The organism is Spiroplasma endosymbiont of Polydrusus pterygomalis (assembly GCF_964030635.1).
Lineage (GTDB): Bacteria > Bacillota_I > Bacilli_A > Mycoplasmatales > Mycoplasmataceae > Spiroplasma.
Genome location: NZ_OZ034909.1, coordinates 1,246,853 through 1,268,944, shown reverse-complemented (window position 1 = coordinate 1,268,944; position 22,092 = coordinate 1,246,853). Strand labels below are relative to the sequence as shown.

The 22,092-nt window shown below is 27.9% G+C and carries 27 protein-coding genes and 3 pseudogenes; 10 read left to right on the top strand and 20 right to left on the bottom strand.

Annotated elements, in window-relative coordinates; translation table 4 throughout:
• Positions 1 to 168 precede the first annotated feature (168 nt).
• A pseudogene (locus ACQH23_RS08190) lies at positions 169 to 1,153 on the top strand (IS30 family transposase).
• A 121-nt stretch (positions 1,154 to 1,274) separates the two neighbouring features.
• Here ACQH23_RS08190 and ACQH23_RS08185 read toward each other — a convergent pair.
• From ACQH23_RS08185 to ACQH23_RS08160, 6 genes are all read right to left on the bottom strand, one after another.
• Positions 1,275 to 1,721, bottom strand: coding sequence for a hypothetical protein (locus tag ACQH23_RS08185; RefSeq protein ID WP_425377948.1), 447 nt, complete (start codon positions 1,719 to 1,721; stop codon positions 1,275 to 1,277).
• A 2-nt stretch (positions 1,722 to 1,723) separates the two neighbouring features.
• Complete coding sequence (locus tag ACQH23_RS08180; RefSeq protein ID WP_425377947.1) at positions 1,724 to 1,870, bottom strand: hypothetical protein; 147 nt, start codon at positions 1,868 to 1,870, stop codon at positions 1,724 to 1,726.
• Positions 1,863 to 2,153, bottom strand: a complete 291-nt coding sequence (locus ACQH23_RS08175; protein ID WP_425377946.1) for a hypothetical protein — start codon at positions 2,151 to 2,153, stop codon at positions 1,863 to 1,865. The genes ACQH23_RS08180 and ACQH23_RS08175 overlap by 8 nt, the downstream gene beginning before the upstream one ends.
• A gap of 13 nt (positions 2,154 to 2,166) precedes the next feature.
• On the bottom strand, positions 2,167 to 2,334 hold the full coding sequence (locus ACQH23_RS08170) for a hypothetical protein (protein WP_425377945.1): 168 nt from the start codon (positions 2,332 to 2,334) through the stop codon (positions 2,167 to 2,169).
• Between the two features lie 9 nt (positions 2,335 to 2,343).
• The gene (locus ACQH23_RS08165) at positions 2,344 to 2,664 is read right to left on the bottom strand and encodes a hypothetical protein (protein WP_425377944.1); all 321 of its coding nucleotides are present in this window, start codon (positions 2,662 to 2,664) and stop codon (positions 2,344 to 2,346) included.
• Positions 2,665 to 3,180: 516 nt separating this feature from the next.
• On the bottom strand, positions 3,181 to 3,420 hold the full coding sequence (locus ACQH23_RS08160; RefSeq protein ID WP_425377943.1) for a hypothetical protein: 240 nt from the start codon (positions 3,418 to 3,420) through the stop codon (positions 3,181 to 3,183).
• A gap of 491 nt (positions 3,421 to 3,911) precedes the next feature.
• Between ACQH23_RS08160 and ACQH23_RS08155 the strand changes: the two genes are divergently transcribed.
• Entirely contained in the window at positions 3,912 to 4,208 is a 297-nt protein-coding gene (locus tag ACQH23_RS08155) for an IS1/IS1595 family N-terminal zinc-binding domain-containing protein (RefSeq protein ID WP_425377942.1), read from the top strand.
• A gap of 8 nt (positions 4,209 to 4,216) precedes the next feature.
• Here ACQH23_RS08155 and ACQH23_RS08150 read toward each other — a convergent pair whose 3' ends face one another.
• Together ACQH23_RS08150 and ACQH23_RS08145 are read right to left on the bottom strand one after the other, a co-directional pair.
• Positions 4,217 to 4,324 (bottom strand): IS3 family transposase, encoded by a 108-nt coding sequence (locus ACQH23_RS08150; RefSeq protein WP_425379282.1) that lies wholly within the window; start codon positions 4,322 to 4,324, stop codon positions 4,217 to 4,219.
• Between the two features lie 63 nt (positions 4,325 to 4,387).
• A complete protein-coding gene (locus ACQH23_RS08145; protein WP_425377941.1) occupies positions 4,388 to 4,897 on the bottom strand; it encodes a DDE-type integrase/transposase/recombinase in 510 nt (169 codons plus the stop codon).
• Positions 4,898 to 4,976: 79 nt separating this feature from the next.
• Between ACQH23_RS08145 and ACQH23_RS08140 the strand changes: the two genes are divergently transcribed.
• A complete protein-coding gene (locus ACQH23_RS08140; protein ID WP_425377838.1) occupies positions 4,977 to 5,102 on the top strand; it encodes a hypothetical protein in 126 nt (41 codons plus the stop codon).
• A gap of 162 nt (positions 5,103 to 5,264) precedes the next feature.
• On the opposite strand, the gene ACQH23_RS08135 is transcribed toward ACQH23_RS08140, so the two are convergent.
• Genes ACQH23_RS08135 through ACQH23_RS08125 form a run of 3 tightly spaced genes read right to left on the bottom strand, consistent with a single transcriptional unit; the run spans position 5,265 to position 6,674 of the window.
• A complete protein-coding gene (locus tag ACQH23_RS08135) occupies positions 5,265 to 5,498 on the bottom strand; it encodes a hypothetical protein (RefSeq protein WP_425377940.1) in 234 nt (77 codons plus the stop codon).
• 48 nt (positions 5,499 to 5,546) lie between these two features.
• Positions 5,547 to 6,377, bottom strand: coding sequence for a UPF0236 family transposase-like protein (locus ACQH23_RS08130; RefSeq protein WP_425377939.1), 831 nt, complete (start codon positions 6,375 to 6,377; stop codon positions 5,547 to 5,549).
• A gap of 6 nt (positions 6,378 to 6,383) precedes the next feature.
• Positions 6,384 to 6,674: a hypothetical protein gene (locus ACQH23_RS08125; protein ID WP_425377938.1), complete on the bottom strand. Its 291-nt coding sequence runs from the start codon at positions 6,672 to 6,674 to the stop codon at positions 6,384 to 6,386.
• A 200-nt stretch (positions 6,675 to 6,874) separates the two neighbouring features.
• Between ACQH23_RS08125 and ACQH23_RS08120 the strand changes: the two genes are divergently transcribed.
• The 3 genes from ACQH23_RS08120 (at position 6,875) to ACQH23_RS08110 (ending at position 10,084) form a co-directional block, all read left to right on the top strand.
• On the top strand, positions 6,875 to 8,035 hold the full coding sequence (locus tag ACQH23_RS08120) for an MFS transporter (RefSeq protein ID WP_425377937.1): 1,161 nt from the start codon (positions 6,875 to 6,877) through the stop codon (positions 8,033 to 8,035).
• A gap of 301 nt (positions 8,036 to 8,336) precedes the next feature.
• Positions 8,337 to 9,026: a M48 family metallopeptidase gene (locus tag ACQH23_RS08115; RefSeq protein ID WP_425377936.1), complete on the top strand. Its 690-nt coding sequence runs from the start codon at positions 8,337 to 8,339 to the stop codon at positions 9,024 to 9,026.
• 251 nt (positions 9,027 to 9,277) lie between these two features.
• The gene (locus tag ACQH23_RS08110; RefSeq protein WP_425377935.1) at positions 9,278 to 10,084 is read left to right on the top strand and encodes an IS3 family transposase; all 807 of its coding nucleotides are present in this window, start codon (positions 9,278 to 9,280) and stop codon (positions 10,082 to 10,084) included.
• Between the two features lie 9 nt (positions 10,085 to 10,093).
• Here ACQH23_RS08110 and ACQH23_RS08105 read toward each other — a convergent pair whose 3' ends face one another.
• On the bottom strand, positions 10,094 to 10,690 hold the full coding sequence (locus ACQH23_RS08105) for a DDE-type integrase/transposase/recombinase (RefSeq protein ID WP_425377929.1): 597 nt from the start codon (positions 10,688 to 10,690) through the stop codon (positions 10,094 to 10,096).
• A 263-nt stretch (positions 10,691 to 10,953) separates the two neighbouring features.
• A complete protein-coding gene (locus ACQH23_RS08100) occupies positions 10,954 to 11,217 on the bottom strand; it encodes a hypothetical protein (RefSeq protein ID WP_425377850.1) in 264 nt (87 codons plus the stop codon).
• Between the two features lie 67 nt (positions 11,218 to 11,284).
• Between ACQH23_RS08100 and ACQH23_RS08095 the strand changes: the two are divergent.
• Positions 11,285 to 11,623 (top strand): annotated as a pseudogene (locus tag ACQH23_RS08095) (IS3 family transposase); the annotation flags it as partial.
• 138 nt (positions 11,624 to 11,761) lie between these two features.
• Here ACQH23_RS08095 and tkt read toward each other — a convergent pair.
• The 5 genes from tkt to ACQH23_RS08070 all read right to left on the bottom strand — a co-directional run bounded on the left by tkt (position 11,762) and on the right by ACQH23_RS08070 (position 17,537).
• Positions 11,762 to 13,726 (bottom strand): transketolase, encoded by a 1,965-nt coding sequence (gene tkt / locus ACQH23_RS08090; RefSeq protein ID WP_425377934.1) that lies wholly within the window; start codon positions 13,724 to 13,726, stop codon positions 11,762 to 11,764.
• A 293-nt stretch (positions 13,727 to 14,019) separates the two neighbouring features.
• The gene (locus ACQH23_RS08085) at positions 14,020 to 14,796 is read right to left on the bottom strand and encodes a tRNA pseudouridine synthase A (protein ID WP_425377933.1); all 777 of its coding nucleotides are present in this window, start codon (positions 14,794 to 14,796) and stop codon (positions 14,020 to 14,022) included.
• Complete coding sequence (locus tag ACQH23_RS08080; protein ID WP_425377932.1) at positions 14,796 to 15,761, bottom strand: energy-coupling factor transporter transmembrane component T family protein; 966 nt, start codon at positions 15,759 to 15,761, stop codon at positions 14,796 to 14,798. The genes ACQH23_RS08085 and ACQH23_RS08080 overlap by 1 nt, the downstream gene beginning before the upstream one ends.
• Positions 15,762 to 15,765: 4 nt before the next feature.
• Entirely contained in the window at positions 15,766 to 16,683 is a 918-nt protein-coding gene (locus ACQH23_RS08075) for an energy-coupling factor transporter ATPase (RefSeq protein WP_425377931.1), read from the bottom strand.
• Entirely contained in the window at positions 16,671 to 17,537 is an 867-nt protein-coding gene (locus ACQH23_RS08070; RefSeq protein ID WP_425377930.1) for an energy-coupling factor transporter ATPase, read from the bottom strand. Before ACQH23_RS08070 ends, ACQH23_RS08075 begins: the two co-directional genes overlap by 13 nt.
• Before the next feature lie 185 nt (positions 17,538 to 17,722).
• Between ACQH23_RS08070 and ACQH23_RS08065 the strand changes: the two genes are divergently transcribed.
• From ACQH23_RS08065 to ACQH23_RS08055, 3 genes and pseudogenes are all read left to right on the top strand, one after another.
• Positions 17,723 to 17,863: a transposase family protein gene (locus ACQH23_RS08065; protein WP_425377833.1), complete on the top strand. Its 141-nt coding sequence runs from the start codon at positions 17,723 to 17,725 to the stop codon at positions 17,861 to 17,863.
• A gap of 89 nt (positions 17,864 to 17,952) precedes the next feature.
• Positions 17,953 to 18,228 (top strand): annotated as a pseudogene (locus tag ACQH23_RS08060) (hypothetical protein); the annotation flags it as partial.
• Positions 18,229 to 18,249: 21 nt separating this feature from the next.
• Positions 18,250 to 18,846, top strand: coding sequence for a DDE-type integrase/transposase/recombinase (locus ACQH23_RS08055; RefSeq protein ID WP_425377929.1), 597 nt, complete (start codon positions 18,250 to 18,252; stop codon positions 18,844 to 18,846).
• A 231-nt stretch (positions 18,847 to 19,077) separates the two neighbouring features.
• Here the strand turns inward: ACQH23_RS08055 and ACQH23_RS08050 are convergent, their stop codons facing one another.
• Together ACQH23_RS08050 and ACQH23_RS08045 are read right to left on the bottom strand one after the other, a co-directional pair.
• Positions 19,078 to 19,287, bottom strand: coding sequence for a DNA translocase FtsK (locus ACQH23_RS08050; protein WP_425377928.1), 210 nt, complete (start codon positions 19,285 to 19,287; stop codon positions 19,078 to 19,080).
• A gap of 75 nt (positions 19,288 to 19,362) precedes the next feature.
• A complete protein-coding gene (locus tag ACQH23_RS08045; protein WP_425377927.1) occupies positions 19,363 to 22,062 on the bottom strand; it encodes a DNA translocase FtsK in 2,700 nt (899 codons plus the stop codon).
• Between the last annotated feature and the right edge of the window lie 30 nt (positions 22,063 to 22,092).

The following is a 22,092-nucleotide window of genomic DNA, read 5'->3' as shown; positions in this document are numbered from 1 at the left end:
GTTAAAAGAAACATTGCAGTAAACTTAATTACTTTATTTTTTATAAACAGCTTTAAGAGACAGAATTTACTTACTGTTTATCACTTAGATTATATACTTATAAAAATAATTGTCAATAATTTTTAATTTAATGTTATAAATATTTTAAAAAGAATTGGAGACAGAAAAATGCAAAAATATACACATGTAAAATTTGATGAACGAAATTTATTTAAAGATTTATTATTTTCTGATATTTGTAAAAAGAAAAATGATTCAATTAATTTATCAGAAATAGCACGGCAAATGAATCGTGGAATTAATACTGTTAAAAGAGAAATAAAGCGATTTAAAAAGGTAGAAGATTATATGCCAGTTGAAGCACAAAAAGATTATAAACAAAAGCGAAAAAGGTCTATTAAAAAACTACCTACATTTACAGAAGAGCAGCAAGAATTTTTAAATTTACGATTTAATATTTTTGGTGATTCGCCAGCGGAAATTATTCATCGATTTTTAATAAAGTTTGGTGTCAAATTTCCTTCCTGTCTTAAAACTTTTTATAAATGAATTTATTTAGGTCTTTTGGGTTTGTTAAAGAAAAATTTATTAAATGGTGGCAGAAGAAATATAACAAAGAAAAGACCTGATAATCGCGGAAAATTAGATGATAAATTCAAATCAATATGAGATATTGAAAATAAAAAATCTAATGTTGGTTTTTTTTGAAATGGATACCGTAGTTGGAAAAGACCATCAATCTAGTTGTTTGGTATTAGTTGAACAAAATAGTAAAAATTATTTTGCAATTAAATTAGGAGAACATACTGCTAATGAGGTTTTAGAAAAACTTGAAGAATTAGTTAAAATTAATGGTTTGGTTGGAAAAATTAAAGGAATAATAACTGATAGAGGAAAAGAATTTAGTAAGTTTGAAGAAATAGAAAATATTACTGGTTCTAATATTTATTTTTGTGATCCGGGTTCACCAAAACAAAAACCATTAATTGAAAGAATGAACCGTGAATTTAGAAAACGGTATATTAAGGGAACGGATTTTAATAATGTTACTCAACAAGAAATAGATTGAGTAGTTAATGTTATGAATGAAAAATTAAGGCCTTGTTTGAATTGAAGAACATCTAAAGAAGTATTTTTAAATAATTTTAGATAAGTTTATTTTAAAAATTTAATAAATTATTTTTCAGTGTGCTTAAATATGCTTAAAATAGACTAAATTTACAAATATTTTAATTTTTTTAAAAAAATAGTTGCATTTATTTTAAATGATGTTATTATCATACTAACAAGAGACAGAATTTGCTGCTTGAATTTACATAATACATTTGAATAAACTGTTGTTGTTTTAAGTATTGAACTTGTATTAGGCTATTTTTAATTTCAATTTTATTATTTTGAAGTACTTTTTCTAAATTAATAATATTAACTCTAATTCGATTTACTTCATCTTTAAAATCTTTTATTAATTCTAATGGTTCTCTAAAAACAAAATCAATTTTACTAATAGCACTGGGTATATCTTTTAAATGTATATCTTGATAACCATTTAATCCATAATGATTAAGATGACGATAGATAAACTCTGCTAATTCTTTACCGTGATTATCAATTCAATTTTTAATTGGTAATGCTTTTAAACTTAATTCTTTAAAATCATTACCTTTTAAATAAAATGGATAGGTAATATTTTTAATTTGATTATTCAACTTTAAATCTGCCATAATTAAATTTCCTCCAAATCCATTTCACTTATTAAATTATCAATATATTCGTAAGCACTCTCTTCTGAACAACATTCTTCTAATGCGATATTAAATAAATCTTCTTCGCTATAAACATAACCACTTTCATCTTTTCACATATTATTCATAATTTATCACTTCGTAGTCTGCTTCTTCATCTTCTAAATAATCATCTATTAAACCTTTAACCTCATCAATTTCATATCATTTTAAATTTAAATCAAAATCTTTTGGCAATGAAATATTACCTACATGTCGCTCTTCATTACCAAATTTAAGATATAAATTTAATTCTCAACTCTTATCATAGTCACTATCAATTTGTGCATAAATAATATCTTTATTACTAATTTTTAATGCGTTATTATTAATTCATTTTTCATTTAAGTAATCACTAATACAATATGACATTTTCTTATTCCTCCTAATTATTTTTATTGTTTAATGCTCAATGTTCATCAGTCATATCTTCAAATGAAACTGGATAACTTTTAAGCATTAATTCATTCAATTTATTTTCTTTATTGCATTCTTTATGAAAACAATAATCTCAATATCTTTGTTTAAGACAAATTTTATTTAACTTTTTCATATAAACCTCCTAAATTATTTGATTGATTTTTTTCTCAATTTGTAATATTTTTCAACCATCTGATGCTAAATCTAAAATATCGTTAATTTTGTAATGTTGCATATAAGAAGCAATAACATCTCATTTATCTTCAAATAAATTTAAGTACATTTTTGCTCATTCTAAACACTGTAAATCATAATGATTTTTATTATGAGAAATACGACAATTAACAGGTTGACAATTCACTCAATCAAATGATGTTGTTATTTCATTTCAAGTTTTATTAATATATTTACTTTTATATTCTGTCATTATATTTCCTCCTATTTTTAATTCGCTGGCACTCACTCCCAAGTGAAAGTGCCAAAGCGAGAATTAGTTATATAAGTATTTATCTATTTATTTACTACGCCATCCGCTTCACTGGGGGTGAGCGGTGGCGATAATATATTTAATATTTGTTTATTATTAGATAATAGACAGTTGTTTTTATGAGGTAAAGCCAGAGAATTCTCTCTCTTCATCCGCACCATTTCAAGTCAAAACGTTCAGTTTTTAAAATAAATTCACTTGCACCTTGAAGAGCCTGGTGCTGGCTTTGTGGTTTGTAGAACCGCTGCCATCCTCGATGGGACAATATCTATCGCAAATTTATTTATAAAGTGGCCATCTCTATGTTTATTGTCGTTTGATGTTGACCTTGCACTTATCACGACTATCGCTTAGTTTAAATATAACCAGCGCCGATTTACATTTTTCCTCATACACTATTTCAGTACTTGCCTCGGCTGGCTGTGGGAATGAGCTTAAACTCATGTTCTTATGGAAGCACTTAGTTATTTAAAATAACCGTCCCACACTGCATTAAGTTGTTTTATAAAATCAAAGTTTAAAAGAACCAGTTTCTCAATCAAAGATAATTTTTGAATTTTCTAATTTTTTATAAAACCGCTTTTGTTTTTTATCTTTTGTACGATTTAATAAATCTTTATGTTTTTCACAAGTTCATAAAACTTTATTTGATAAAAATTCTTCGGTAATTAATGATATTGCTTTATAGCAATTATCAACATCACAGATTGTTTGTTGCGTATTAATTTCCATTACTTACTCCTTCCTTTAATATTAAGTTTTTTTATTTATTAGCCAAATTAATTAACTAAAACAGAGAAAGGACAACACCTTAAAATTGGAGAAAAAAAGGTACACTTTGTAAAAATTTCTAAGATATTTAATAAATGTGTAATACAACTTTTTCGTTAACTTAAAGTTGCGATAAAAAGTTTCTATTTTAAGAATTTAAGATGCTGCCCTTTCTCTGAATTAATTAATAATTATGGGTTTACAAATAAAAAAACAACCCTTTTTATTTAACAAGAGTTGTTTTTTGCCGGTTCATCGTACATGATACATTTTAATTATATTTTATAGAAATATTCTTAATAAGAAAAACCGGTATCGCAAGAAGTCTATTATATCTTTTTCTTTTCGGTTTGAATATCATTTATTCTTTAATTTTGTCGAAAACTATTGATATTTATAAAAATATACCTGAAATTAGGTATATTTTTAATATAAAGAGAGGTAAATAATTGATGGAAAAAATACTTGCAGAATTAATGAATAGTTTAACAAATGATCAATTTTTAGAATTTTATGAAAAAGTTAAAAAAGAAGCAGAATTAATCAAAAAACAAAAACGCTTAAATGAAATTGATCAAAAATTTAGAGATAAAGGTATTAAATGCCCTAATTGCAAATCTTATCATTGTGTTAAAAATGGTCATAATCCCGAAGGAAAACAAAAATATTTATGCAAAAAATGTCGGGCTAGTTTTGATGCTTTTCGTCATCATTTTACTTATTGAAGTTGGATTGGCAACCATTTTTAGGACACTTTTTATATGGACTGTTGTTTTCTAAATTCAACAGGTGTTAAATAATTTAAACGACCATGAATTCGAATATTGTTATATCAATGCACAAAGTCAAATAATTTGTATTTTAATTGGGTTAAATTTATAAATTTTTGCCCCTTGATAAATTCCGTTTTAAAACTTTTGTAAGTTGTTTAAGCCACAGCATTATCGTATGGACAGCCTTTATTGCTTAATGATCGTTTGATGTTAAAAGTATTTAAGATATTATCAATGATTTTATTTTTAAATTCATTATCCCGGTCAGTATGAAATAACGTAATTTGATTTAATGGTCTTGTAATTGAATAAAAGGCTTCTTGTCCTAGTTGGGCTGTTTTGTTTGTCCCGGCACTATAGCCAATTATTTCACGATTAAACAAGTCAATTAATAAACAAATATAATTTCATTTAGCACCAATTTGAACATATGTTAAATAACTAACAACAACTTCATTTGGTTGTTTATTATTAAATTCACGGTTTAAAACGTTGCTAATTTCGTCGTTATTAACCATTGACTTATGATTACGATATTTTAATTTGTTGTATTTAGATACTAACTGATTTTTAATCATAATTTGGCGAATTTTTCTTCGCGATAAGATAATATCTTTTCTGGTTAATAGTGGATAGGTTACAATAAGTTCTACTTTATATGCCACTAAAACTAGGACAAATCCTGATGCCAGTTATCGAAAATTAAATAAAATTATTAAATTACAAGCAAGTCTTAAAGAAGCCTTGGTTCATTATCATGGTTTAGGTTTTACTAACATTCAAAATTATTTAAATCTCTGAAAATGAAAATACCAACACAAAGGTTTAACACCAAACCAACAAGCAACGGTATTATATTTTAACATCTAAAAAAGTTAAAGAACAATAATAATCTTCCATCAAATTTGTTTTCAAATTGTCATATTGATTATTTTTTTGACTTTATCAAGAATTTTCTACAAAGGTAGCGTGTAAAATGTTGGGGAAAAGTTTTCAGCATTAAGTTCTAATAATAATTAGAAACTATTTTCTTTAAAAGATTTTTAGTATTGATAATGTAGAAGCGGTGAATATTGGTAAGTTATATTGTTTAACTTCTGGATTATTCATCTTTTTAAATATTCATCTTCAAGTAATTTGTTCATTTTTTACTTGAAGATTTTTAATTTCTGTTAGTTCTTGAAAGGGATTAATCCCATTAGCTTTTAATAACATTACTTTGTAAATCGTTTTTTCATTAAATATTTTTGGTTTTGAACGAAACATTACTTTAATAATTCGAGCAATATAACTTTCAATGCGACAACCAATATTTTATTGATATTCTCATTTTTGAATTGCTCCATAGTATGTTCTTAAATAATTAGATATTTCTTGTAACTTTCCTTTCGCTTCTTCGGTTTTAACAAGCTGATAAGCTCATTCAAGGTATTTTGTAACCTTGTTTCAGTTTAATTTTAAAATTGCTTTTCTAATTTTATTAAATAAATAACGTTTATAATATCGTGGACCACGGAGACAATCTTTAATTTTTTTAATAACATGGAAACGATCAATGATAAATTCAACATTGATGTGTTTTTCAACCGTTGAAATATATTGTGCACCATCACCAAGCACAATAATTTTAGCTGTCTCGGGTGATTCATAATTTAAGTTAATAAATTCTTTAATTCCTTGTCAGTATTTTTTAGAGTTAATTTTTTTAACTTCATTAGTCATTGTTACTAGAAATTTGACATTATGCATTGTTTTTCGTATTGTTTTAGGATCTTTATAACCAGTATGAAAGACGGTTAAACGGATTCTTTTCTTAATTTTTAATCGTTTTTTGATTTGATAACTAATGGCATTGCGATATGCTTCATCGGTTTCAATATAAATAACCCCATCATGTTTTAGTTTTGTATCTGGTTCATCTAGCATTAGTTCTAACAAATGTTTAATATCAAACCGTTTAATAAGGTTAAAAATTGTTTTTTTTGTTATGTTAGCATTCCGATACATATTACAAATATCTTGATAACTAAAATTTATGCCTAATTTGCTGATTATTTCTAACGAAAAATCATAATCAAGTCGCTGATAACTTTCAATCCCTAATTGAATATAAAGTAAAAATACCGTTTTTGGTTTTTTTGCCACTTGAAATTATGGTTTTAAGATATATTTTCGTCGTTTAAAAGTAACTTCACCATTACGAAAAACCAAAGTTCGTTGATAAAATACTTTTGGAATATAACGTGCTTTGCGTCAGTCCTTATTAAAAATATAGTTATCAATATATTCAAAAATATTTTTAAATAGTATTCAAGCTTCATAACTAATTTCATTGTTTAAATAGGATAATAGTGCTGTATTGGGGCTAATTTCATTAATTAAATCAATAAAAGAGTTATTATTTTCGTTTAAAAACTCTTGGATTCTAGTTATAATATTCATAGGATAGTTTTCTTTCTAATTTTTTTCAAACCTAATTATACTGAAAAATTTCTTTTTTATTTTCCCCAACTTTGGCAACGCAATCTTCTACAAAATTAAAGCATATTTTATTATTGGTTTTGATAGAAATAAGGTATAATTACGATATATATTTAATAATATATGTATGGTTTGTTATGGTTAAAAGATAGGTGAAAAAAATGAAGAAATTACGAAGAGTTTCATTAACTTTTTTAACAATTGGAGGAATTTTTAGTACGTTACTATTTGGATTATTAATTATTTTAAAAAATAAAATTAGTAGTCAAATGTTTCTTTATGATGCTGCATACATGTTATTAGAAGATATTGGTAGTTTAGTTTTACAGTTTTCAAATAGAAGAGTATATGATAATAATATGATGGCAAAACCAGAATTATTCAGTGGTATTTTAATAGCAATTTCTGCTTTTTTAGTGTCAATGTATTTAATTCCAAATTATTTAAGAAAAAATAATGCTTATAAAGGATTTGGAGCTAGTTTAGCTTTTATTATTGGTATAGCGAGTGTTATTTTATTATCAATGGTTGTTTTTCTTGCTGGACAACCAGATAATTTAAACAAAGGTTTAAATATTTTTAAATTAGATCATAACTTTAATACGGGAATTATTTTATTATTTATTGGACCAGTTTTAACTTTCCTTGGTGGTGTTTTAGCAATAGTTTATTATGGAAAAATTCAAAAAATGAAAGTATTAACCCAAGATCAACAAAATTGTTTGTCAGCAATTAATTTAAAAACTGATAAAATTGGAGCACGTGGCGTAACACCACAAAAAGAGATGGTAAGTTCTGCTGAGCTTTCTGCCGTTGAAGAACGAACACCAACAGTTAATAAAACAGTTTCATCAACGAATGATTTAAAAGCGAAGATGGCTCGTAATGCTATTTTACATGAAGAAGGCGAGGCCCATCTTCTTTCAGAGGAAGAAAATAATAGTAATATGCATAATTCAAATGGAGCAATGCGAGTTGGCAAAGAGGGCCAATATTTACATACAATTAAAGATGGCGAAGGAATTGTTGATGAATCACCAGCAGGTTTATTGCTTGAAAAAGAAGGTAATTTTGTACAAAAAAGCGATATTATTAAACACCACGATTATTCAGCACCAATTTTTAGTGAAGGTACAGGATCATCAAGAGGAAGTTCATCTTCGCATAGTTCAATTATTATTCCAAAATCAAATCAACATATGCCATTAGATACAACAAAATTAGCTGAACGAATTGGCTCAATGCCACAACCCCAAGTGGAAAACAACGAATTAATCCGAATGCGTGTGTTTATAGTTCGTATAATGGGAAAGTTTTTTTAGGTGATATTGATAAAATTTGAACTGCCGGGAAAAAATATCGCGAAGATATTACTAAAAAACCAGCAACGAAGCATTCTTTTCAATCATCAAATTTAGATGATAATCTTGATGATTATAATGACAATGATGACAAAATAGATGATAATCATTAGACTTCTTGCGATACTAACAAAAATAAAAAAATTAAATTAAACTTTAAAATAAGCATTTTTAAAAATTTTAATTGCTTTTTAAGCATAAATAATCAGGTATCGCAAGAAGTCTAATAATTAAAGCAAATTATGATAGGGGGAGGGACAGCATGGCATTGCAAAAAGTGCTACCGTATCAGGGCAATTTAATTAAATATGATTTAATTATTAAAGAACAAAAGAATATTGTGTTGAATGTTAATAATGGCAAAATTAAAGTATCAGCCCCTAGCTATGCGCATGATTGGGAAATTGAAGCTTTAATTTATAAAAATATTAAAAAAATTATTACCGTAATTGATGTTCACGATAATTATCGGAAAATTGTTATTAACCCTAATGGCACGGGTTATGTTTATGTTTTTAATGAAAAATATTCATTGCAATTGACCCAAGAAAATGTCCATACAAAAATTATTAATCGCCAAGTATTCTTATTAAAAGACGCTGGTAGTTATGATGAAAATGTTAAAAAGTTACATAGTTTTTTAAAACAAAAATTTAGTTATAAATTTGAACAATTATTAAATAAATGAGCAAAAACGATGAATTTGTCTTATAAAAATTTAACAATTAAAACAATGATTCGCAAATGAGGTGTTTGTTATCCCCAAACTGAAAAAATTTTTTTAAATACCAAATTAATTCATTTTAATCCAACGGTATTAGAATATGTTATTATTCATGAGTTATCCCATTTAGTTCATCATAATCATTCGAAACCATTTTGATATCATGTTGAAAAATATATGCCAAACTATCGCGAAAAGGTTGAAATTTTAAAAAAAGCAGGAATTTAAAATGGTGCACAGTTTCAGATAACTGAGAATTTTAATTCAAAAATGCTTTCATTTCATATTGAAGTGGTGGCATTTTTAAATTTAAAATTTTTCTTTTTTCATTATAATGAATTATATAATTATCTACAATATTTTTTACTTCTAAAATATTGTAGATAATTATATAATTCTGGATAGGTTACAATAAGTTGGACCATATTTATGTGGACTTTCAAATAAAATATAATTATGAAGAAAGTAGGAATATAAAAATGGGAAGAAATTCATACACCGATGAATTTAAAAAACAAATTGTTTTACTTTATCAAAATGGTAAAACCATTCTTGAAATTTTTAAGGAATATGGGATGTCAAAATCAGCCGTATATCAGTGAATTGAAAAATTAAATAATTATGGATCTTTTAAAGCAAAAGATAACCGCACTGTTGAAGAAAATGAACTTGATTGCCTTGCGGAAAGAATTAATCCAATTACGAATAGAAAACGACATTTTAAAGCAAGCGGCACTGATAATCGGCAAAAAACAGAAATTATTAACAATAATAAAGAAAAATATTCCGTGCGAAAAATGGGTCAAATATTAAAGATAGCAAAATCAACATATTGCTATCAAATTAATAAATACGCTACGGTTGATGTTAATAATTATGAACAAGAAGTTATCAGTGCATTTAATGCTAGTCGCAAAATTTATGGAGCTCGTAAAATTAAAGCTATTTTAACCAGAAAAGATATTATCTTATCGCGAAGAAAAATTCGCCAAATTATGATTAAAAATCAGTTAGTATCTAAATACACCAAATTAAAATATCGTAATCATAAGTCAATGGTTAATAACGACGAAATTAGCAACGTTTTAAACCGTGAATTTAATAATAAACAACCAAATGAAGTTGTTGTTAGTGATTTAACATATGTTAAAGTTGGTGCTAAATGACATTATATTTGTTTATTAATTGACTTGTTTAATCGTGAAATAATTGGCTATAGTGCCGGGACAAACAAAACAGCCCAACTAGGACAAGAAGTAGACTGCACCCCGTTTAGTAAGTATTAATAAAAAGGTTTACAAACTTTCATTTATTATATCTTTTTCTTTTTGGTTTGAATATAATTTATTTCATTTTTTAACATCATTAATATATTCATTATGAGATTTATAATTTTTATTATGGATTGTTCCTTTTTTAAGTAATGAATGAAAACTTTCAATAATAATGTTGTCTGCACAATGATAATTTTTACCCATTGAAATTATAATTTTGTTATCTAAACATTTACTATTATAATCTTTAGATGTATATTGATATCCGTGATCTGAATGAATTATTGTTTTATTTAGATCTTTTTTTATTTTTTTAATTTTATTAATTGCAGCATTTAAATTATCAATTACAAGTTTGTTATTATTAAATTTTGATCATTTTACATCAATAATTTCTTTAGTATATCCATCAATTATTGTTGATTGATAATGTTTTTTACCATTTCAAATTAAATAAGTTACATCAGTAAATAAAATTGAAAATCTTTCTTTAATATCATTAAAATTACGATTTACTAAATCAGGATATTTAATTATATTTTTATTTCTATTTTGTTTTATTAATATTTTTCTACGCATACGCTTTACATATTCAGCTTGAATATTATTTTCTTTCATAATTCGTAATACTTTCTTAGCGTTATAAACAATGCCATAATCTTCTTTTAAATATTTGGTAATTCGACGATAACCAAATTGTTTTAAATTTTCTTCATAGACTTTTACAATATTTTTTAATGATTCACTACCCTTACCACCATTACTTGAATAATTTTTATATTTATCTCAATAACTACGCTTTAAATTTGTTACATCAAGTAATAAATTTAGTGGATATTTATTAATGTTTTCTTTGATAAAAAATACAATTTTTCTTTTATTTAATTGTAAAAGTCATGAAGCTTTTTTAGTAATTCATACCTAACTTTGTAATAGTTTAAATCTCTTTTTTTAAATGATTCTTTTGGACCTTTATTGGTGTTTAAAATCCCTTTCTTAAAATTTTCATACCATGAAGCAACAGTTTTTTTATTAATTGCATATTTTTTTGCAATAAAACTTATACTATTATTTTTAACCTCTTGTCCTATCCTTTTTCGAAAATCTGCTGTATATTTATTAAATTTTTGTCCTTTTCTTGCCATATAAAAATGCACCTCCTTTAAAAGTTTAGCAAAGACTTTTTTTCTTTACTTACTTTTTTGGGTGCAGTCTAAAGCCTTTTATTCAATTACAAGACCATTAAATCAAATTACGTTATTTCATACTGACCGGGGTAATGAATTTAAAAATAAAATCATTGATAATATCTTAAATACTTTTAACATCAAACGATCATTAAGCAATAAAGGCTGTCCATACGATAATGCTGTGGCTGAAACAACTTACAAAAGTTTTAAAACGGAATTTATCAAGGGGCAAAAATTTATAAATTTAACCCAATTAAAATACAAATTATTTGACTTTGTGCATTGATATAACAATATTCGAATTCATGGTCGTTTAAATTATTTAACACCTGTTGAATTTAGAAAACAACAGTCCATATAAAAAGTGTCCTAAAAATGGTTGCCAATCCATTCATTATAATGAAAAAAGAAAAATTTTAAATTCAAAAATGCTTTCATTTCATATTGAAGTGGTGGCATTTTTGAATTAAAATTCTCAGTTATCTGAAACTGTGCATTGTTACGATAATTGCATTTTTTTATTAATAGCATTAACAATATTTTCAACATTAAAGCCAAAATATTCTAAAACATCTTGGAATGGGCCTGATTTGCCAAATGTATTAATTCCAAAATTTAACCCCTTATTTGAAGTATAACGTTCTCATCCAAAAGTTGTTCCTAATTCAATTGAAGCAATTAGAGCGTTTGGTTCTAATAATTTTGTTTTATACTCAGCATCTTGTTGTTCTAATAATTCTCAACATGGCATTGATACGACCTTTACTTTAATTTTTTTATCATGCTCCAATTTTTGCGCCACAGCAATAGCCATGCTTACTTCACTACCTGTTCCTAATAATACAACATCATTGTTATTATCTTCACCATAGACTTGATAAGCTCCTTTTTTAACCATTTCAACATTTGAATGTTCTAATTCTGGTAAATCTTGCCGAGTAATTAAAATAACACTTGGCGTATGCTTTGCTTGTAAAGCTGTATGATAAGCCCCTAATGTTTCATTAAAATCAGCGGGACGAAAAACATTTAAATTTGGTTGACTACGCAACATTGCCAATTGTTCAATTGGTTGATGAGTTGGTCCATCTTCACCAACAGCAATTGAATCATGGGATAACACATAAATAACGGGGATTTCCATTAATGAACTTAACCGAATTGCTGGTTTCATATAATCCGCAAAAACAAAGAATCCACTTGCAAAAGGTGTTAATCCGCGATGAAGACAAATTCCATTATTAATGGCGGCCATTGCAAATTCACGGACCCCATATGCTAAATTACGCCCTTTACGATTTTCAACACTATAAACGCCATCAGCCCCTTTTGATTTAGTACTGCCACTTAAATCAGCACTACCTCCAATTAAACTTGAAATCATATTTGAAAGACGATCAAGAATTGCTCCACTACTAATCCGTGTTGCTTGGGCTTTAATTGGTTTTAAATCACGCAAATCTTGCGGATTAAAATTAAAATTACCATAAACTGCATCATCAAGTTCTTTCCCTAAGGCTGGATTTTCTTTGCAAAATCCCTGATACATTTTTAATCATTCATCATGCTTATTAATTCCCCGTTGTTTAACATTAACATCAAAATCATCATATACTTCACTAGGAACTTCAAATGGTTTGTAGTTTCATTTTAACATTTTGCGAATTGTCTCAATATCAGCTCCTAATGGTACACCATGAACTGCCGATGTTCCTTGTTTAGTTGCACCATAACCAATAACAGTTTTTACTTCAATTAAAGTTGGTTTATCACTTTTTTTAGATTTAATAATTGCTTGGTCAATTTCTTCAACATCATTACCATCTTTAACAAAAAGATAATTTCAATTCGCTGCTTTAAAACGATTTCCAATATTTTCACTTTGCGCAACATTAACCATATTATCTAATTGCACATCATTTGAATCAAATAAAACAATTAATTTATTTAATTTTCAATGTCCCGCTAAAGAAATTGCTTCTTGCGTAACACCTTCTTGTAAATCACCATCACCACATATAACATAAGTATAATGATTATAAAGCGGATATTTTTTTGTATTGTATTTTGCTGCTAATTGAGTTTCTGCCAAGGCTAATCCTACTGCCGTTGCAATTCCTTGTCCAAGCGGACCAGTTGTAACATCAACTCCGGGAGTTAAATGTGATTCAGGATGGCCAGGAGTAATTGATACAACTTGGCGAAAATTGCGTAAATCATCAATATTAAGATCAAAACCTGATAAATGCAATAAACTATATAATAAAGCACTCCCATGCCCAGCTGCCAAAACAAATAAATCACGATTTGTTCATTTATCTACTTGTGGATTAACAACTAAATGTCTTGTAAATAAAGTATAGGCCATTGGTGCCGCCCCAAGAACAATTCCTGGATGACCTGAATTTGCTTTATTAATTGCTTCAACTCCCAACATTTTAATTGTATCAATCGATTTTTTCATTCTATTTGTCTCCTTTTTATACAGTAATTAATTAATACTCACAATATCATTGTACAACGAATTAAAAAAAAGAACTTGATAATTTAATTTTAATTTTGTCGAAAAATCTTGATATTTATAAAATATACCTAAAATTAGGTATATTTTATAAATATCAAGATTTTTCGACAAAATTAAAGACAAAATGTATGTGGTTTCTACAGTTTTTATGATAAAAGTTCTAAATTTAAAGATACTATCCGATGAATAATGCAAATAAATTTATGTTTTTTAACAAAAAATAAAAAAACACTTTATGAGAAATAAAGTGTTGCATTTGGTTTACAATTTACATATTTAATTTTTTTTAAACATAAACCATATGGTTTTGCACAGTATCTTGTTGTTCCCCCCGCTGGTGGATGTTTTAAAACCATTTTTAATTCCATTAAACTAACTTGTCCTCAATAACATGCCAAAATATTTTGTGTTAACATCCTAATTTGATAACGAATAAAACTTGGTCCCACAAAATGAATTTCTATTTTTTTGGCTCTATTTCGTTTAACTCAAATTTTTTTAATTGTTCGTTGCGTTGCAATATTTTCGTCCGCTTTAACACTGGAAAAAAAAGCAAAATTATGAGTCCCAACAAAAACTTGACTAATTTTATGCAATTTTTTCACATCTAGCAAACGATCCACTTTTAATTCATAACGATGATTAAAAATATCATATGTTCGATCATTAATCGTATAAACATATTCTTTGACTTTGGCTGTCCGAACACTAAAATTTTCGGGAACAACTTGGTATTTTTTAATATTAATATTTGGCGGTAAACTTTTACTAACTATCTTAATAAAAAAACCTAAGTGACGTGGTTGAAACGGTAACTTCACTAATACCTTTTGATCACAAGCATGAACCCCTGCGTCGGTTTTACTAGCTCCTAAGGTTCAAATTTTTTGCTGACAAATTCCAAAAAATGCTTTCTCTAATTTAAATTGAATTGTTCGAGCATTTTTTTGTTTAACTCAACCGCTATAATCATAACCATCATATTCAATACTTAATAATAAATATAACATTATCACCTTAAAACAAATTCATCAATATGAGGAATCCGAATACGTAAAAATCCTGTTGAAATTTTGCCAAATGTTAAGCCACTTGGTCCTCAATGTAAAACTTCATAAAAGGTTTCATATTGACCAATTGTTACTGATTGCGCAATAATAACACTGGCAACCCCAACCCCAAAAATAAATAATAAGATATCCGGAAAATGAATGCGATAATGACGATAACGTGTTCGTTTCGCATGGGGGTCATATCCGCGAGCATCCATTGCATAAGCTAAATCTTCTGCTTTTTGAAAGGATGATACTAATAATGGAATAATCAAAGCTGTTGTTGATTTAATTTTGTCTTTAAAGTGTCCATTCTTAAAATCAACTCCTCGTGAAGCTTGGGCCTTCATAATTCGTCCTGCTTCTTCAATTAATGTTGGGATCATACGTAAAGCAATTGAAATAATTGTTGATAAAATATGAACTGGGAACCGTACTAATTTTAACGGACTTAATAAATCTTCTAAGGCTAATGTTAAATCCAATGGGCGAGTTGTGGCAGTTAAAATTGTCGTAATTAAAATCATTAAATAAATACGACACGCCATATAAAGGGCATTAAAAAAGGCTTTTTCGGAAAAAGCAAATCAACTTTTTCCCCCTGCGGCAACTGGGCCAGTTGCCGTTGCTTTGCCCCCTCAATGTCAACCAATATAACCATCCGTGACTAAAAAACAATTAATTAATAATAAAATAATAAACATAAATAAAATTGGTTTTAACAATGCTCGTAATAATCTTGGTGGTAATTTCGCTAAAAAGAACAAAGTAAAAATCGTTACCCCTAAAATAGCATAGCCAGTAAAACCATTTGAAAAAAAGATTGATACCATTAATGATAACAACATAAATAATTTTACCCGTGGATCCATTTTATGAATTGGGGAATTATAAGCAATATAACGTCCAAATGATATGCACATCTTTTTATTCCTTTCTTTTTTGTTTTTTATGGTGAATAATTTCTTTTGCTAATTGATCAATATTTCGAATATTAACATCCGTTAAATCAAGCCCTTTTTTTTGTAATTGATAAATTAAATTATAAATCTTCGGTGGTTCAATTAAAAGGGTTTGTAATAAATCTTTATCTTTGAAAATTTTAAAAGGCGTTCCGACTTTTAAAACACGGCCTTCTTTTAAGGCAATAACCTCATCAGCAATTTCTAAGACATGATCCATATTATGCGTTACTAAAATAATTCGTTTATTTTGTTCTTTATTAATTTGGGAAAACAACTTAATAAAGTCTTCTTCCCCCTCGGGATCTAACCCTGCTGTTGGTTCATCTAAAATTAAAGTATTACCCTCCATTGCTAAAATCCCAGCAATAGCAACGCGGCGTTTTTGTCCTCCCGATAAGTCAAACGGTGAGCGTTCTAAATAACTTAATGATAAGCCAACCATTGTTATATATTTTTTGGCGTTTTCTAGAGCCACTTCTTTACTTTCACCCAAATGAACTGGACCAAACATAATATCTTTTTCAATTGTTTCTTCAAATAATTGATATTCCGGAAACTGAAACACTAGTCCAATTGATTTTCGTAATTGTTTAATATTCTTAATCCGTTTTTGTTTTGCGGTAATAATAAAACCATTCGCATCAACAACGCCTGTTGTGGGAATTAATAATCCATTAATATGTTGAATTAATGTTGATTTACCACTTCCCGTTGACCCAATGATAGCGGTAATTTTACCTGGTTTAATAATCACATTAATGTCTTGCAACGAGACATATTCGTATGGCGTTTTGGGCGCATAAACATAAGAGACATCAGTGAAGGTAATATCAACATTTTGTAACGCTTCAATTTTAGGTTTATTTTTTACTTTTGACATATTTCATCCACCAATTCTCTAAGATCTAGTGTATTTTTTACTTCTAATCCATTTATTCGTAAACTATCAACGACACGTGAGACAAAGGGAACATCTAAATGAATTGATTTTAAAAACTCTTCATCATATAAAATTTCATGTGGTTTACCACATTTGACCATTTGTCCTTTGTTCATCACAATGACCTTATCAGCATTTAAAATTTCATCCATATCATGGGTAATTGAAATAATTGTTTTTTCCCGTGATTCTTTTAAATCAACCATAATTTGTTTAATTTCTTTGCGTCCCTTTGGATCTAACATACTTGTTGCTTCATCAAAAATAATAATATTTGGGGCTAAAGCTAATGCCGAAGCAATTGCTACCCGTTGTTTTTGTCCTCCCGACAGCATTAAGGGTTCATGGTCAAGAAAATTACTCATATCAACTTTGGCGACCGCTTTATCAATAATTGCTTGCATATCTTTTTGGGGAATTTGACGATTTTCCAAACCAAAAGCAATATCATCGCGAACTGTTGACCCAATAAACTGATTATCCGGATTTTGAAAGACAATTCCTAAAAATTTACGAATTCCAGTAATTGTTGATGAATGAACTTCATTTCCAAAAACTTCAATCTTCCCTTTTTGTGGTCGTAAAACCCCAATAATAATTTTACTAATCGTTGATTTTCCACTGCCATTATGACCAATGATTGTAACATACTCCCCATGTTTAATTTCAAAACTAACTCCGTCAACCGCATTAGGGTGATTTTCACGGTAGCGAAATTCAACATCAGTTAATTTTAATGAAATATCATTTAGTATTTTTAATTTTACAGTAGTTTTCTTTGCTTTTTTTACCATCTTTTCTCATCCTTAATGTTTTTGCATAATAGTTTAATTATATACTTAATATTTAAAAAATATTAATTGAAATTTTTTAATTTTGTAGAAAACTCTTGATAAAGTCAAAAAAAATAGACTGCACCCAAAAAAGTAAGTAAAGAAAAAAAGTCTTTGCTAAACTTTTAAAGGAGGTGCATTTTTATATGGCAAGAAAAGGACAAAAATTTAATAAATATACAGCAGATTTTCGAAAAATGATAGGACAAGAGGTTAAAAATAATAGTATAAGTTTTATTGCAAAAAAATATGCAATTAATAAAAAAACTGTTGCTTCATGGTATTAAAATTTTAAGAAAGGAATTTTAAACACCAATAAAGGTCCAAAAGAAAAAAGAGGAAAAAGAGATTTAAACTATTACAAAGTTAGGTATGAATTACTAAAAAAGCTTCATGACTTTTACAATTAAATAAAAGAAAAATTGTATTTTTTATCAAAGAAAACATTAATAAATATCCACTAAATTTATTACTTGATGTAACAAATTTAAAGCGTAGTTATTGAGATAAATATAAAAATTATTCAAGTAATGGTGGTAAGGGTAGTGAATCATTAAAAAATATTGTAAAAGTCTATGAAGAAAATTTAAAACAATTTGGTTATCGTCGAATTACCAAATATTTAAAAGAAGATTATGGCATTGTTTATAATGCTAAGAAAGTATTACGAATTATGAAAGAAAATAATATTCAAGCTGAATATGTAAAGCGTATGCGTAGAAAAATATTAATAAAACAAAATAGAAATAAAAATATAATTAAATATCCTGATTTAGTAAATCGTAATTTTAATGATATTAAAGAAAGATTTTCAATTTTATTTACTGATGTAACTTATTTAATTTGAAATGGTAAAAAACATTATCAATCAACAATAATTGATGGATATACTAAAGAAATTATTGATGTAAAATGATCAAAATTTAATAATAACAAACTTGTAATTGATAATTTAAATGCTGCAATTAATAAAATTAAAAAAATAAAAAAAGATCTAAATAAAACAATAATTCATTCAGATCACGGATATCAATATACATCTAAAGATTATAATAGTAAATGTTTAGATAACAAAATTATAATTTCAATGGGTAAAAATTATCATTGTGCAGACAACATTATTATTGAAAGTTTTCATTCATTACTTAAAAAAGGAACAATCCATAATAAAAATTATAAATCTCATAATGAATATATTAATGATGTTAAAAAATGAAATAAATTATATTCAAACCAAAAAGAAAAAGATATAATAAATGAAAGTTTGTAAACCTTTTTATTAATACTTACTAAACGGGGTGCAGTCTAAAACCTTATAAAATATAGATATTTTCAAGAAATACATTTTATCAAAAACCCAATAAAATAAGGGTTTTATTAAAATATCAAGAGTTTTCGACAAAATTAAAGTTGAACTTTATCTTTCCAATCTATCTTTAATTATATATAAAAATTATAAATACACAAATAATTAATTGGTTTTTTTCAAATTATATGGGCTTTATCAATAGCCCCCATCACTATACGGATTATCATCTAAATCAATATTTTGAACATAAACATCCCGTGGTTTTGCACCATTTAGGGGACCAATAATCCCGTTTTCTTCTAACGCATCAATTAAACGACTATCTCGATTATAACCAATTGAAAATTTTCGTTGAATCAACGATGTTGAAGCCTTCTGATTTAAAATAACAAATCGTTTCACTTCTGGATACAAACTGTCAATATTATCGCTTTCATTGTTGCTACCACCATCACTATTGATTTCAATATTTAAAAACTATTCATCATAATCAGGTTCTTGTTGCTCACGACAGAAATTAACTAACCGTTGAATTTCATCATCGGAAATAAATGCCCCTTGTGCCCGAGTTGGAATATTTTGCCCCGCTAGTACATATAACATATCACCATAACCAATTAGTTTTTCAGCGCCCCCTTGGTCTAAAATTGTCCGTGAATCACTCGCTGAAGTAACCGAAAAGGAAATTCGCGAAGGAATATTTGTTTTAATTATCCCAGTAATAACATCCGTTGATGGTCGTTGCGTTGCAATCACCATGTGAATTCCAGCCGCACGCGCTAATTGGGTAATTCGCATAATTGAGTCTTCAATATTTTTCCCCGCTGTCATCATTAAATCAGCTAGTTCATTAATCACTACCACAACATATGGTAACCGATCTTTCGCTGAAACTTTTTTATTAAATGTTTCAATATTTCGAACACCGCGTTCAGATAGCATACTATAACGAAGTTCCATTTCCGCAATTATTTTTTTTAAAGCTGAATTTGCTAACTTGGTATCAGTAATAACAGAAACTAATAAATGCGGTAAATTATTATAAACTGCTAACTCAACTTGTTTTGAGTCAATTAATAATAATTTCACTTCTGATGGTTTTGTTCGTAAGATTAATGACGATAAAATGGTATTAATGCAAACTGACTTTCCACTTCCAGTTGAACCAGCAACTAATAAATGGGGCATTTTATCTAATTCAACAAAAATAATTTCACCATTGACACTTCGACCAATTCCAACTAATAATTTACGGTCTTGTTTTTCTAATGGTAATCGTTCCATAATTTCACGTAAAGTTACCTTATTACTAATTTCATTAGCGATTTCAATTCCAACGGCTGATTTCCCTTGAATTGAAGCTTCAATCCGCACATTTTGCGTGGCTAAAGCATATTTTAGATCACTCTCTAAATTCATAATTTTATTAACTTTTACCCCTGGTTGCATTTGTACTTCAAACTTGGTAATTGTTGGACCAATATTAATTCCTTGCACACTAGCGGCAATATTAAATTGTTGAAAAAATTGATTAATTTTAACGGCTTTCTTTTGTGCAGCAAGTTTATTTTGTTCATTATTTCGCCGATTATCTTTCTTCGGACTTAATAAATCTAAATTAGGTAATTTATAATGTGGATTATTAAAAGAACTACGACGTGGCCCGGGCTGACTAAATTTCTTATTAACTTCAATTGATTTTGGCTTCGCAACACGGTGCGGTGGTTGATACGGCATTTCAAAATGTTGTTGATTCATTATTGGTGGTTCATAACTAGGGTAATACTCTTCTTGATATGGTTCTAAGTCACATTCATATTCTTGATTACTCTGGCGATGATAAATTCCAGCATTAGGTTCAATTGGCTCATATTGTTCTAATGGCGGTGAATCATATTCTTCAGTGATAAAATGTTCAACATAAAATGATGTTTGTTTTAAAGAATCTGGATTATCATTACGGTTAATTTTTCCAAAAGGTGTAATATCAGTTGCCGAATTTAAATTATTACGAGCAGCATCAATATTAACATTTTTGCCATACGGTGAACCATAAAATGGTAAATCATCAATATCTTTATTAAGATAAGCATTATTATTGCTCCGACGATTACGCGGTTGAATGTATTGATCTGGTGTTAATTGCATTTTTGCGCGGTGCGGTGGTTGAGGAGAAAGGGGTGGATAATCATTAAAAGGTTCTTTGTGCCCTATTGGTCCTGGACCATGGGGATTTTGATTATCAAAACGAACATAATTTTGTTTTGTTTTTTTCTTCCCAACGAAATCATCCGCGATTAAATCATCAATTAAATGTTGATCATGTAACGCGGTGTATGATGGCATTTGAATTGTAATATCAGAGGATTCTGTTGTATGCATTACTTGGCGCGCGGAAAACAATTTTTCATCGGGAATATTATAAGCTTGGTAGATATTTTGTTTTTGACGACGATTCGCTGACAAACATAACACACAAACCCCTTGTTGTTGTCGTTCATTTTTTTGTAAAAACATCCCAATCGCTGTTCCTGTTATTACTCAACTTCCTCATAATAGAAAAACTGATAAACACAAAATTAACAATCCAAAAATAGTTGTATAACTAGCAATTCCGGCTAAAAAGTTCCCAATCATTCCGCCACCAGCGTATAAAGTAATTCAAGAACCATTAAACCCAACAAAAGTAATCGGATGGGTTGGATTAGAAGTAAAAATGGAAGCATCTTGTCAACGTTCAAGATAGTTATTCATAACATTTAAAAAAACACCGCGATGAAAATACGCCATTTGGCCAATAGCATATTGATAAATCAGTAACACACCGCTAACTAATCAACACGATAAAATAATAAAAGTTATGACCATACAAATGACACGGACTTTTAAGCGAATACGAACGCCAATAAAAATCGCAATTCCTAAGATTAAGCATACTAAATACATCAAATACTTAAATCAACCAAAAGCAAAAGTAAATAAAACATCGTCAATAAATTGTCCAATTAAAGTAATGCGCCCTACTGCAAGAATAGTAAAAAACGTCACTAATAATGCCCCAATTACTCACCCGATGGAATCATTACGACATTGCTTTTTTTCGACTTTTAAGATTGCAGTTTTCTCATTTTTATCATTTATCAACTGATCATCATAAGATTTTTTTTCATAGTGCAAGCCCTCCTAAAATTCTAAATATTTAGAAAT